Genomic DNA, 13,611 nt, shown 5'->3' with positions numbered 1-13,611 from the left:
AAATTGAAACTTTAATCAGTGAGAGTATTGTACATCTCCCACTGATTATAAGCCCGCAAATAGCTTGATAAATTTTAAATACTCCTATGTATTCTGTCGTTACATGGTACATAATTATTCATATTTATTATTTCCTCCATGCTTCACCGCATATAATGCAGCTTGCGTACGATCATCTACTTCCAATTTAGCTAAAACATTTGAAACATGTGTTTTCACAGTCTGTTCTGTAATATGAAGCTCTGCTGCAATTTCTTTATTACTTCGCCCTTTCGCGATTTCACGAAGTACTTCTTGCTCTCTTTTCGTTAACATGGAAAAAGGGTTTTCTTTTTCTTTCTTTTCTGCTGACCGTCCTAATAGTGCCGGTGTTACTTTCGGATGAAAATTCGCATTTCCTTGATGTACTGCAATGATAGAAGCAACAAGTTGCTCAGGTTGTACTTCTTTTAATTGATAACCATCTGCTCCAGCTTCCAGTGCTGGTAAAACATAGTCTTGTTCTGAAAAACTGCTTAATATAAGTATCTTTATTGTTTCATCATATTTTTTTATCCGTTTTGTTGCTTCTATACCATCCATCTTCGGCATTGATAGATCCATTAATACTACATCTGGTCTTTCCGTTTGAATGAATGTTAATGCCTCTTCACCATTTTCTGCTTCCCCAACTATTTCAAATTCTTCTCTCGTTTTTAAAAAGAATACAAGTCCTCTTCGAACGATATGATGATCCTCAACTAGTAGTAATTTAATCTTCAATCTTCTTCTCCCCTTTAAACCGGCAATTGAATTTCAATTTTCGTACCCTTTTTCAGCTCAGTTTTTATTTGAAATGATCCCCTCATTAACTGAATACGTTCCTTCATACTTTTTAAACCGAGCGCTGACTCTCTTACGTGATCTTGTATAAATCCTATTCCGTTATCCTCTATGTAAAAATACAACTGATTATTTTCTATTTTCAAAAGAATATTTACTTTTTCACATAAAGCGTGTTTTTTACAATTATGTATTGCTTCTTGACTAATACGCCATAAAACTTCTTCTATTTCATCTCCAATTGAAACCATTCCATCAATTCGAACTTCCACGTGAATCCCTAACAACTTACCATAATTTTTAATCGCCTCTGCTAAACCTTTCTCTAATCCTTCCGGTCTTAATTGCCAAATTAAAAGTGTCATTTCTTGTAATGCTTCCTGTGATAATTCTCCAATATAGCTCAACATCTCTTGCAAGTCTCTATCTTGCGTCATATTTAAAGTACCTTTTGCTGTTAGCATAATAGAAAATAACAATTGTTTTACTGAATCATGTAAATCACGAGCTAATCGATTTCTTTCAGCTACCACTACATATTTACGTTCTTTCTCCACTAACTGAATACGTTGTATTGTCGTTCCTATTTGAAATGCAATCGATTCTAATAATGCTAATTCTTCCTCTGAAAAATGTGTTTTTTGAGGCGAGGCCACATTTAATAGACCAAATTTCTCCGATCCAGACCTAAGGGGAATTGTCGCATGATGCGTAACATCTTCGGTCTCCCCCCAATTACATTCAATCGCATCCTCTATTCGCTTACATTCAATAATATTTGTCGCTTTTTCCAATCTGCCATTCACAAAGCGCTCTACACACCAACAGTCTCCTTCACACATTGGCTTCTTCTCTTGCCACGTAAGAGCTGGCGGTAAGTTTTCATCTACAAGCATACGGTGCTTTCCACTTTCATCAATAAAAAAAATCCACCCTGTTTGTAAATTCATAACTTGTAACAATGTATGTAACACTTTTTCTAACATGTCTTGTAAGTCTGTTGCTTCATTTAATAATTCTGCAATTGCTTTTAATGCTTCTAAACGATACATCTCTTTTTCTTCAAAGTTCATTTTCATCACCATCTATCATTATAACATTAAGAAATTTCTAAATTCTACAAATAAAGAAAGAACTGAATTCCTTCAGTTCTTTCTTTATTTTAATCATTTTATTATTGTTTTTCTATCCAATGTTGGAAGCTAGATTTTTGTTAACAAACTATTCTATTTTAGCTGTCCGATAAAGATTGTCCACCATGGGCATGCTGTATACTTTCAGTAGTAATGAACATATTTGCTGATGGCATTTGCACTTGATTCTTATGGAACATAGACATTAATTCAAATCTTACTTGTCTAGAAATTTCAAAATAATCTTCCGGCTTTATTAAACCTGTAATACAAAATTCATATCCAACGTATTTAAGATTCGGATTTAAATCTGTAACACCAACGTATTTAAACGGTTCCACAGCTTCATCTTCTACTTTATAAAGATTTGGAGCGAATTTTTCATTGCAGTTAACACAAACTTCTTCTAACAATTCCTTAACTCTTGTAGGGTCTTCCTGATAGCTTACCGTAATCCGTTCAATTACGCGCATCCATCCTTTATTAAAATTTTGTATCGTCCTAATCTCTCCGTGTGGTATCGTAAGGAGTTTTCCTGACCATTCACGAATTTGCATAAAACGAATACTAATTTCCTCAATTGTTCCTGAATTTGTTCCGTTAAAAGTAACAAAATCGCCAACACGAAACTCTTTGTCCGCTAATCTCGCAAAGCCTAATATAACATCTTTTAACATCTGTTGTGCAGCAAAACCAATAACAACTCCCGCTATCCCTGCACCTGCAATGATACTTTTTATATCTACAAATTGGCTAATTAAATATATGATTAGACTGATGATAATGATATATCTAAAAATAGATCGAATCACACTTTGAATCGTTTGCTCTACCTCTTCATCAAAAAAACTTGATTTCCTAAAAAACCAATCAATAATTCGGTTGATTACAAAAGAGATAATGATTAAAACTAAAGCAAATAGTAAAAATCTTAAAAGTAAAAACTCTCTTACATAATTAAAAAATTCTTCAGTATACGTTAATACACTCATCCATCCACACCCTTAACTAATGAAAATTTCATGAAAAACTAATTTATTGTCATACCTTTTGATTTCCTTAAAACTTGTTACACTTTCTTCTATAAATATACCCTTTTTTATTATCTAAAGGGAGATAACAATAGAATTTTTTATAAATGCCTTTATGTTAAGACCTCAATACTTACCTAAACAAAAAGGGGAATATTAACACAACGCCGAATTGTTCATTTGAAAATATTTTGACTCGCGGAGGTTAACTAACAATGGGCTATATCGAAGAACTAAGAGAAATTATTGGATCAAGACCACTCAATCTAGCTGGCGTTGCTGTAGCTGTTTTCAATGAACAAGGACAAATATTACTACAACAAAGGCGAAATGGTGTTTGGGGTGTTCCCGGTGGATTTGTTGAACTTGGTGAATCAACAGAAGAAGCCGGAAGACGTGAAGTTCTTGAAGAAACAGGGATTAAAATAGGAACTTTACAGTTAATACATGTATTTTCCGGAAAAGAATTTTTTGTGAAATTACCGAACGGAGATGAATTTTACCCTATAACAATCGCATACCTTTGCAAAAATATTACAGGTGGTACGTTAAAAGCTGATGGGTTTGAATCATTGCATGTACAATTTTTTAATTTAAATGGATTACCAGAAAAAATTAGTCCATTCATAAAAAAACTAATCGAGCAAAACGTCGTCACAATTTAAACGAAAAAAGAGACCTTTTTAAAGGCCTCTTTTTTTCACTTCACTTCTGCATGTAAGCATGACTTAAAATGTCCAAGTGCAAATTCATGTCCTTGCGCATTAAAAGATGCAACTGCCTTTTTATAAACTACGATTTTAAATCCTTTATTATAAGCGTCTACTGCTGTGTGAAGAACACAAATATCAGTACAAACACCTACAAGATGAACTTCTTCTATTCCTCTTTCTCGTAACTTCATTTCTAAGTCTGTTCCTGCAAATGCACTATATCGTGTTTTATCCATATAATATACATTCTCTGCATTTTTATATGTTTCGTACACTTCTTGTAATTCACCAAACAAATCTCTCCCATTTGTACCAGCTATGTTATGAGGCGGGAATAACTTTGATTCTGGATGGTATACATCGTTTTCTTCGTGTTTATCAATCGCAAAGACAACGTAATCTCCATTTTCAATATATTGCTTCGTTATATGGACAATTTCCTTCTCAATTTCTTGTCCTGGTTTCCCGCATGTTAAAGCACCTTTTTCAGCTACAAAATCATATGTATAATCAATATTAATAAGCGCTCGTTTCATAACTACTATCTCCCCTTCTTCTGTTTCACAGTAAACAATAGAAAATTTGTTATTACGACATCGTATGTACTATTCGACATTTCAAATGAAACACCTACATATTTCCCTCAAAACTTACTTTAATCTGAGTTTATCATATGATAGATAAACAATGGTAAAACAAATAGCTCCTTTTAACAAATCATGAATTTGTTAATTGAGCGTAATTTGAATTACTTCTTGTATCGTAAACCAAATTAATGACATCGTTATACGAATAAAGACGATACAAATACACCGATTCACATCTTCAGCCTCTTTCTCTGTCATAGTAGAAACAAGTGATTTACTATGACATCCTCTAATATAAACAAAAAAGTACACTACTTTTTGAGTAATGTACTTTTTATTCTTCTTATGACGCTGGTTTTGTTTCAAATGTTGCTTGATTTAAACTAATAACCTTTCCTTTTGGGTCATTGTTTTCATACTGAACTGCAGTAATCGTATGACTACCTGTCTCAAGCGTCTTTTCTTTTAATTGTACTGTTGTCTGTGTTGTACTAGTGACTTGATGTTTATCTGCATACACTTGGTCTACAAATATAAATGTTTCTTTATCGTTTTGAAAATTAGAAAGCTCTAATTCAACTTGCTGAATTAAAGTATCCTTTTTGATGAATACAGCCGGTATATTACCATTCTCAGAAGTGCCATCTGGTGTAATGACTTTTACTTTTCCTTCTCCGACTGGCACTGCTCCTTCAGGAAATACAACTATATTCTCATTACTTGCGTTTACAACTTTTTCTTCCTGCTTTGGTTGTGTACCCTCTTTTTCCTGCGGAGCACCGCAACCAACTAATAACAATACAGACAATCCAGTGATTATGAATTTTTTCAAAATTCATCCCCCCTGTCATTTCATTATAATTTATTATACAAAAATAACTTTTAAATTTTAAGACTACTTTTTACACTTTCATGAACAAATAGAATATTGCTCACGATTAATGTATCATACTTTCCTTAATAGAACATTAATTTTTTTTATGAAATAAATAGTAATTCCCTCTTATCTATCATTTTAGCCCAACAGATGAATTACATACCTGTCCAAAATAAAAAGACATTGTTCATTCAATGTCTTTTTATTTTGGGCTTTAAAAAACAAATGTTGTAATCTCATCTACTTCTTTCCTTGGAAGTTTCTTCGGCTTATCTTTTGGAAAACCGAGTGAAATAACCATATTTATTTGTTTTTCAGGCTCAATTTGTAAATATTGTCGTAGTTCATCTTGAGCTAACAATACCGGTCCTGTCATCGGGCAAGTACCAAGCCCCTTCGCATATGCAGCCAACATTAAGTTTTGTGCCGCTAAACAGCTACTCTTAATTCCTTCTTCTTCCCAAACTGAATCTGGAACAAAAGCAATTGGATCAAAAATCTTTTCACGAAACTTTGATTCATATGGTGTTGCCAAACATACGATTAATACTGGCGCCTCCGAGAAAGCTGTTGCATATGGTCCGAAAGAACGTGTAAGTAATTTCCCTGCTTTCTCTTCTCCGTTTTCTGCCGCTTTTGCCGCAAGTTTATGTAATGCATCCCATGTCATTTGTTCAATTTCTTTAATTTTCTCTCGGTTCATAATGACCAAGAATTCCCAAGTTTGTGAGTTTGTATCACTCGGTGCATAACGAGCACAATCAATGATTTCTTTTATATCACTAGTGGATACTTCTTGTTCTGTGAACTTCCTAACACTTCGTCTACCGTGAATTACTTCTTTAAAATCTTCATAATTCATACATTAAATCCCCTTTTTACAGCGTTTTCAAATCTGGTCCTATGCTTGAATTATATCATGAAAAAAAGCTGGAGGAATACCAGCTTTTTTCTTCAATATTAGTTCGTAACTTTAAACAAACGAATACTTTCTTCATATGCAACTTGGAGTTTCTTTGTAATCGATCCTCTTTCGCCGGTTCTAAACTGTTCATCACCTATTTGAACGACTGGGAATATTTCAAGTGGTGTCGCTGTAAAGAAGCACTCATCAGCCTCATATACTTCTTGTAGTGAAAATTCTCGTTCTTCTACTTCAATATGTAACTCTTTCGCTAATGTAATAACGAAGTGACGTGTAATGCCGTGTAGAATGAAATTGTCAGCCGGATGTGTAATCAATTTATTATTCTTCACCATAAAGAAATTTGAATGACACCCTTCAGTTACAATTCCATCTCGTACTAATATCGCTTCTTGATAGCCTTGTTCGTTTATTTTATTTTTAATCATAATATTAGGTAGCAGATTTAAAGATTTTATATGACAGAACTTCCATCTTATATCCTCTTCTACAGTAACTTTTACTCCTCGTTCCATAGCAGCAATTGGTCTTGGAAACGAAACAATATTTGCAAAATATGTTGGTTGCATATTTGACTCATATACATGATTACGTGCTTGAGCACCTCTTGATATTTGCAAATATACATTCCCATCTTCTTGAAATTGATTTTTTTCAATCATTTGATGCAACTCTTCCACTAACTCCTTCTTAGTAAAAGGTGGAATTAGTTTTATTTCTTCCATAGAATTAAAGAATCGTTCCAAATGTAGATCTAATAAATGTGGCTTCCCATCATATAGTCTGAATACCTCGTATATACCATCACCAAATTGAAAGCCTCTCTCCTCCAATGGAATCATCGGCTGTTCTTCCTTCGTATTTACAATTCTTCCATTAAACAAAATCCAATCTTTATGAGTAGCTTTCATTCATTCCCACTCCTTTATTCCAGAATTGGTTTAATTGTACAACTTATCCACGCTCAAAAGAAGGAATTTTCTGTATTTTATAATAAAAAAGTACATCACTCATTTACAGTGATGTACTTGACCATTTATTTACTTTAGAAAATATTTTTCAATATCATCTAACATAAGGTTTGCAGCTACAATACCACCTGCTGTATTCCAAATCACTTCATCTACTTGGAATACTTTATTATCTTTAGAAGCCTGTAACTGCTTAAAGAGCGGATCTTCTATCCATTCTTTCGCTAACGTGTTTCCTTCATTATTCTTATCCGCATCTTTATCAGATGTGAAATAGAATAAATAGTCCCCGTCCATATTTGGAATTTGTTCTTTTGTAATTCCTTTTATCGCAAATTCATCTTTATCTTGTAGTGGTGGTCGTTTAAATCCAATATCATTTAATACAACGCCTGAGAATGAATTTTTTTGATAAATACGAACATCACCTGGGACGAAGCGAATAATTGAAACTTTAGAGTTAATTTTATCACCTAATTGTTCTTTTATTCCTGCAATACGCTTTTTATAATCATTAAGAGCATTTTGTCCTTCTTTTTCTTTATTTACAGCTTTTGTATAAAGCGTAAAGTTTTCTTTCCAATCACCGCGCAATGTTTCAGCATATACTGTTGGCGCGATTTCTTTTAACTGCTCGTATATTTTTTCGTGACGCATTTTATTTCCGATAATTAAATCCGGCTTAAGCTTCATTACTGCCTCTAAATTAATGTCACGCTCTGTTCCTACTACTTTCGTATTTTTTAACTCTTTCGCTAAATGAGAATACCATTCATCACCAGCTCGTGGTTTTGTAGTTCCAACTGGCGTTACTCCAACACTTAAAAGTGCCTCAGCACCCTCATTTGTTAAAACAACAACTCTTTTTGGCGTACCATTTACTGTCGTTTCGCCCATTGCATGTTTTATCGTATATGAATCTTTTGCTTTAGCTGATGTATCATTTTCTTTCTTCTCTTCTTTACTACATCCTGCAATTATGATCGTTAGTAACATAATGCAAAATATAAACATATTTTTAGTGCGTGTCATAAGTCCTCCTAGTTGAAATTGATTATCATTTACATTTTAAAGAGTAATGTATATCTCATACATTGTCAATAGATATATCAGAAAACTTTTTTAATATATATAATTCAGACCTCATCTTTATTCAAAATACTTCTTTACTTATTTGCTACTCACATTTTTTAACCGTACCATATAAAAAATAAATGGACATAAGAAAGTAATTGTAATTCCAATCAATGCATAACGTACATAATACATATCAGGTATTACTTTTTTTAGTATAAACTGCATTATTAGCATGACACTAAGGCCTAATACTGTTTTTATCACTTGCATTTTTAAATTATCATTTTCATTTATTTTAATAAAATGATTTTCTAATATTATACCAATCGTAGAACCTGTCACAACTCCAAGTAACTTTAAATTATCTATTTGGTCTGTTATAAAATACATAATGAGTGAAACTGCCAATACAATTCGTTGTAACAATATAAATTTCCTATCACTTAATTCCCCTGTTACTTTCGTATATAAATAAACAACTATGACACTAATTAAAACGGCACTTATTATATCACTGAGCCAATGTACACGTAAATATAGACGGGAAGTAGCAACCAATATTATAAAAATAATTCCAATGACCCAAATGATTTTCTTTTTACATAAAATCATGAATGAGCTCCAAAATGTTGCAGCTAACTGGACGTGTGTACTTGGAAAAGAATAACCTGCTGCTGATTTTTCATATAAAGCTTGAATTCCCTCGTATGTATACGGTCGTGGGATTTTCATGAACTCCTTTACCACTATCCCCATATAACCAGAGAAGCAAAGCATAACAATCATATGAAACGCTTTTCTTTTAGAAACGCACCAATATAAAATCGAAATAATAACTAAATACAACGTCTCATTTGCAATACTAGATACAAGTTTAAAAAATGTTGTAGGCACACTTCCCTCCAGACTGGTCATCCACTCAAGAAATAACATATCAATATTAAACATACAAAAACGATACCTCCTAAAAAACACCTTCTACTATTTGTTAGCACTTAAGATAAACTAGTTGATTCACATTTCAAGTTTATTCACCTACTTACGTTATAGATCAAGAATATATAGTATCACATACTAATAATAGATAATATGTTAAATCATCTAATCATTTTTATAAATTCTAGTGGGATTTTGAGCTTTATATACAAAAACATATACATCTTGTTATCCCATTACTTATATTTCATTTCAGATTGCATCCATCGCACTTCGTATTTGTGTGTGTTATTGATATATGGAACTACAATTAGAAAAATATAACTTTCAAAGCCCGTGCCCATCATTATGTATAAGTAACACATAAGGCCATTACAATTACAAATAAAAAAACCGCCTTATGTAAGGCGGTTTCTATCATTGTGCTTTAACCAATTTAAAATAAATATATACGATTGATAGTGAATATAACGTATGCAAAATAAAAGAAATAAAAGGGCTATTCCAGTGCTACTATACAGCAAACCGAACTTTAAAAAAACATTTAAAAGTGGCGGAAAGTTCGTTATGTTTTGTAATGTAATAAGCATACAAAATAAAAGGAAAAACACAGGGGCATATTGTAATTCATACGGCTTTCTCTTCTTATTCATTCTTTTTCGAATGAACATATGGATTAGCTCTGCTACTAGAAAACACCCTCCAATTAATAAAAGACCAGAAGTCATCGTCATACATCCACCTGCCTTATATTTATCCTGCATAACTACTCATCGTTATATTTTCTTCACATATATTCCATCTTCTTCATTAAAACCAAAGCTCTCTATGAAAGATTTTGCTTGTTCTGTTAATTCCGTTTGCAGTACCTTTATCTCTTTCACATTTCTTTCTTTCATCATTGCTTCAAATGTAAAATACGTATTTGTCCCATAACCGTAACTTTGATAATCAAAGTGAATAATTAACTGAGATAAAACCGCACTCTCCTCTTGAACAAGATAATCTATTACACCAATATATGTATCATCAACTTTCACACAATACTGTACCTGATTCTCACTTAAACTATGTGAGCGAAACATTTCTTTAACAACGTTTTCATTTTCTACATTTACTTTTTCAAACGTAATCATATGTTGTCCATCCTTTTACTATTATTGTATCAATAATTCGTTCCATTTATGAAAAAAACCTTAAGATCAAATGCGATCTTAAGGTTTTTCTAATTAAACTAAGCTATACGCACGTTTCGTTTCTTCGTGGAACTTATTCGTATCGTATTTATGCTCAACATAAATTTGATGCCATACCATAAACGCAAGTACAGTCCAAATTTTACGGCTATAATCGCCTTTATCTGCACAATGTGCTTCCAGTAAGTTTAATACATACTGTTTGTCGATTAAATGCTCTGTTTTACTCTCGTTTATAATATTGATAGCCCAATCATGCATTTCGTCTTTTAACCAGTGACGAATTGGTACTGGGAATCCAAGTTTTTTACGATCTAATACGTGATCTGGAACGATTCCGCGTGCTGCTTCACGTAAAATAGCTTTCGTAGTTCCGTTAGCAATCTTAAATTCAGTTGGAATTTTAGATGCAACATCGAATACTTCTTTATCTAAGAACGGTACACGAAGTTCTAATGAGTTTGCCATTGTCATTTTATCAGCTTTTAATAAAATGTCACCGCGTAACCATGTGAACATGTCAATGTACTGCATTTTGCTTACATCATCATAATCTTTAATTTCGTTATACAATGGTTTCGTGATATCCATATAGTTAACACTTTCATTGTAATACTTCATTAATTCAACTTTCTCTTCTTCACGGAAGATTTTCGCGTTTCCATAGTAACGCTCTTCAATCGGCGTACATCCACGCTCTAGGAAGCTCTTTCCTTTAAAGCCTTCTTTAAGAGCACCACTTAATGCTTTTAGAACGCTCTTACCTGGGCTAGGAATGTAAGAGAACATTTTTAGTGAGTTTGGCTCACGATAAATGTTATAACCGCCAAATAGCTCGTCTGCACCTTCACCTGAAAGAACAACTGTTACATGCTTACGTGCTTCTTTTGCAACGAAGTACAATGGTACAGCTGCTGGATCTGCTAAAGGATCATCCATATGCCAAATGATTTTTGGGAACTCATCCATAAACTCTTTCGCTGAAATGAATACGTTATGGTTTTTAACGCCTAATTTCTCAGCAGTTTCTTTGGCAACATCAACTTCACTGAAACCACGTTGTTCAAAACCAATAGAGAATGTTAAAAGATTTGGATTCATTTCTCTTGCGATAGAAGCGATAATAGATGAATCGATACCACCAGATAAGAATGAACCTACTGGTACATCACTGCGCATATGCACTTTTACTGAATCATATAACACATCACGAATTGCTTGGATATGCTCCTCTTTCGTTGCGCTTGAAGCATTGAAATAAGGTTTCCAGTAGCGATGGATTTTCATCTCTTTACCGATTTCTTTTACGAAATAATGACCAGGCTCGATTTTATTAACATCAATTGTTAATGTTTCTGGCTCTGGACCATATTGGTACGTAAAGTAATGTTGTAGTGACGTTGGATTAACGCCTTTATCTTCCATCACATGCATAATACTTTTCTTCTCAGATGCGAAGAATGTAGTATCACCTTGTTGTGCGACGTATAAAGGTTTAATACCGAAGTGGTCACGTGCACCGAAAAGTTTCTTCTCTTCACGATCCCAAATCATAAATGCAAACATACCACGAAGATAGTCTACACATTTTTCTTTCATATGTGCATACAATGCAATGATAACTTCTGTATCTGATTGTGTTGCAAACGTTGCACCTTTTTCAAGTAACATTTCACGTAATTCTACATAATTGTAAATTTCACCATTAAAAATAATTACATATCGATCATTTTCATAAGTTAGCGGCTGATGTCCTGCCTCTAAGTCAATGATGCTTAAACGGCGGAAGCCAAATTGTACATGTTCATCACGAAAATATCCTTCGTCATCTGGACCGCGGTGGAAAATCATCGTGTTCATATTTTCAAATTGATGTTTTTCTGTTTCTGAAAACTCTCTAGGGTTTTCACATAAACATCCTACAAAACCACACATACTTCTTACCCTCTTTCAGTTTTCATTCTGTCTATATACTACTATATCAACCCTATTTATACTAGCATAATCAATTGAATATGGCGACCAAAAACTATAAAAAAATCACTCCATTTCACATTTTTAACAATTTTTTATGAAAACATGAAAACTAGGCAATCACCTTTCTCCGCTTTTGTCATATGATATTGCAAATTGATTTCTAGGAGGGAATACCATGAGTGAAGAAAAAAAAGACTCTTCTCGCCCACCGGTTCGCAATTATTTAAAGCAAATTGATGATTTCTTCGAGCAAACACCACTTCGCAATGTAATCGCTGATTTAAATCATTTTTTCCAAAAAGGAAATCGTTTATTAACATTCCCCGTAGATTTATATGAAGTTGGTGAAGAACTCGTTGTTACAGCTGAGCTACCAGGTATACAAAAAGAACAAATTCAAATTGAAATACAAAGTGAATACTTAAAAGTCTCTGTAAAAGAAGAGATACTTGAAGAGGTCGAGGAAGAAACATCTCATAACTATTATCGCCGAGAACGTTCCATTTCAGAAGCATCAAGATTGATTAAATTACCGTACTCAATTAATAAAAAAGCAGCGAAAGCTTCGTATCAAAACGGCGTGTTAGAAATTCGGGCACCAAAACTTCCACAACAACATGACATTTTATCCATAGACTAATGTAAAAAAAGAAGGGTGCTGTGCACCCTTCTTTTTAATCCACTAATCTCTTCATATCACGTATAATGTCTTCGTACGGCGTATTACTAATACCACTATACTTTTTCATTACTTTTCCGTTTTGATCAATTAAATAAAATGATGTACCATGTATAACTTGACCATCCTCAGGTTTATCTACAAGTGATTGGAAATTATCTTTTGAAAACTTTGTAATATCTTCTAATGAATAACCCGTTAATAAATTCCAGTTACTAGTATCCTCTGTAAACTTTTGAATGAAAGCCTTCAAATTCTCCGGCTTATCAAGGTCTGGATCTACACTAAACGAAACAAACTGAACGTCTAATTTCTCTTCTTTTGCCATTTTTTGCAGTTTTGCCATATTAGCAGTCATTGGCGGACAAACTGTTTGGCAATTTGTGAACATAAAATCAGCAACCCAAACTTTCCCTTTTAAATCTTTTGTACCAAATGACTTTCCATCTTGATTTGTAAATTGGAAAGTTTCTAAATCCCAATTCAATGGTTTACGAAGCTTTGAACCCGATCCACTACATCCAGCAAGTACAAAGAGACAAAATACAACCATAAGACCAATTATTTTTTGATAACGCTTCATTTATAAACCTCTTTTCTCTATCCTAAATTTAAATAGGTTATGTTTATCATAACAAAAGTTAACACTACGAGAAAATTGTTTACTACATTTGTTCACGAAATCGT

Annotated in this window: 15 protein-coding genes and 1 pseudogene; 2 read left to right on the top strand and 14 right to left on the bottom strand. The window is 33.2% G+C overall.

Annotated elements, in window-relative coordinates:
- Positions 1-114 precede the first annotated feature (114 nt).
- The 3 genes from ILS93_RS19215 to ILS93_RS19205 all read right to left on the bottom strand — a co-directional run bounded on the left by ILS93_RS19215 (position 115) and on the right by ILS93_RS19205 (position 2,947).
- On the bottom strand, positions 115-762 hold the full coding sequence (locus ILS93_RS19215; protein ID WP_064477349.1) for a response regulator: 648 nt from the start codon (positions 760-762) through the stop codon (positions 115-117).
- A gap of 14 nt (positions 763-776) precedes the next feature.
- Entirely contained in the window at positions 777-1,895 is a 1,119-nt protein-coding gene (locus tag ILS93_RS19210; protein ID WP_064477350.1) for a GAF domain-containing sensor histidine kinase, read from the bottom strand.
- A gap of 158 nt (positions 1,896-2,053) precedes the next feature.
- A complete protein-coding gene (locus ILS93_RS19205) occupies positions 2,054-2,947 on the bottom strand; it encodes a mechanosensitive ion channel family protein (RefSeq protein ID WP_064477351.1) in 894 nt (297 codons plus the stop codon).
- Positions 2,948-3,201: 254 nt separating this feature from the next.
- Between ILS93_RS19205 and ILS93_RS19200 the strand changes: the two genes are divergently transcribed.
- Positions 3,202-3,651: an NUDIX hydrolase gene (locus tag ILS93_RS19200; protein WP_098102802.1), complete on the top strand. Its 450-nt coding sequence runs from the start codon at positions 3,202-3,204 to the stop codon at positions 3,649-3,651.
- Positions 3,652-3,686: 35 nt separating this feature from the next.
- Here ILS93_RS19200 and ILS93_RS19195 read toward each other — a convergent pair whose 3' ends face one another.
- From ILS93_RS19195 to asnB, 10 genes and pseudogenes are all read right to left on the bottom strand, one after another.
- Positions 3,687-4,235 (bottom strand): cysteine hydrolase family protein, encoded by a 549-nt coding sequence (locus ILS93_RS19195; RefSeq protein ID WP_098102801.1) that lies wholly within the window; start codon positions 4,233-4,235, stop codon positions 3,687-3,689.
- Positions 4,236-4,349: 114 nt separating this feature from the next.
- Positions 4,350-4,544: pseudogene (locus ILS93_RS19190) on the bottom strand (hypothetical protein).
- An 85-nt stretch (positions 4,545-4,629) separates the two neighbouring features.
- Positions 4,630-5,118: a hypothetical protein gene (locus ILS93_RS19185; RefSeq protein WP_064477354.1), complete on the bottom strand. Its 489-nt coding sequence runs from the start codon at positions 5,116-5,118 to the stop codon at positions 4,630-4,632.
- 259 nt (positions 5,119-5,377) lie between these two features.
- Positions 5,378-6,025 carry a nitroreductase family protein gene (locus ILS93_RS19180; RefSeq protein ID WP_064477355.1) on the bottom strand — a complete coding sequence of 216 codons (648 nt, stop codon included), beginning with the start codon at positions 6,023-6,025 and terminating at the stop codon, positions 5,378-5,380.
- Between the two features lie 98 nt (positions 6,026-6,123).
- Positions 6,124-6,999: a D-amino-acid transaminase gene (gene dat, locus ILS93_RS19175; RefSeq protein WP_064477356.1), complete on the bottom strand. Its 876-nt coding sequence runs from the start codon at positions 6,997-6,999 to the stop codon at positions 6,124-6,126.
- Between the two features lie 129 nt (positions 7,000-7,128).
- On the bottom strand, positions 7,129-8,091 hold the full coding sequence (locus ILS93_RS19170; protein WP_064477357.1) for an ABC transporter substrate-binding protein: 963 nt from the start codon (positions 8,089-8,091) through the stop codon (positions 7,129-7,131).
- A gap of 138 nt (positions 8,092-8,229) precedes the next feature.
- Complete coding sequence (locus ILS93_RS19165; protein ID WP_222661129.1) at positions 8,230-9,084, bottom strand: phosphatase PAP2 family protein; 855 nt, start codon at positions 9,082-9,084, stop codon at positions 8,230-8,232.
- A gap of 386 nt (positions 9,085-9,470) precedes the next feature.
- Positions 9,471-9,800 carry a hypothetical protein gene (locus ILS93_RS19160; protein WP_064477358.1) on the bottom strand — a complete coding sequence of 110 codons (330 nt, stop codon included), beginning with the start codon at positions 9,798-9,800 and terminating at the stop codon, positions 9,471-9,473.
- Positions 9,801-9,848: 48 nt separating this feature from the next.
- On the bottom strand, positions 9,849-10,208 hold the full coding sequence (locus tag ILS93_RS19155; protein WP_098102799.1) for a GNAT family N-acetyltransferase: 360 nt from the start codon (positions 10,206-10,208) through the stop codon (positions 9,849-9,851).
- A gap of 93 nt (positions 10,209-10,301) precedes the next feature.
- The gene (gene asnB / locus ILS93_RS19150; RefSeq protein ID WP_064477360.1) at positions 10,302-12,203 is read right to left on the bottom strand and encodes an asparagine synthase (glutamine-hydrolyzing); all 1,902 of its coding nucleotides are present in this window, start codon (positions 12,201-12,203) and stop codon (positions 10,302-10,304) included.
- A gap of 217 nt (positions 12,204-12,420) precedes the next feature.
- Between asnB and ILS93_RS19145 the strand changes: the two genes are divergently transcribed.
- Positions 12,421-12,885 carry an Hsp20/alpha crystallin family protein gene (locus tag ILS93_RS19145; RefSeq protein ID WP_001288088.1) on the top strand — a complete coding sequence of 155 codons (465 nt, stop codon included), beginning with the start codon at positions 12,421-12,423 and terminating at the stop codon, positions 12,883-12,885.
- A gap of 34 nt (positions 12,886-12,919) precedes the next feature.
- Here the strand turns inward: ILS93_RS19145 and ILS93_RS19140 are convergent, their stop codons facing one another.
- A complete protein-coding gene (locus ILS93_RS19140; protein ID WP_046959312.1) occupies positions 12,920-13,507 on the bottom strand; it encodes an SCO family protein in 588 nt (195 codons plus the stop codon).
- Between the last annotated feature and the right edge of the window lie 104 nt (positions 13,508-13,611).

The sequence above is a fragment of the Bacillus sp. 16GRE42 genome, from assembly GCF_019837435.1.
Lineage (GTDB): Bacteria > Bacillota > Bacilli > Bacillales > Bacillaceae_G > Bacillus_A > Bacillus_A wiedmannii.
This window is presented reverse-complemented; position numbering and strand designations above follow the sequence as displayed.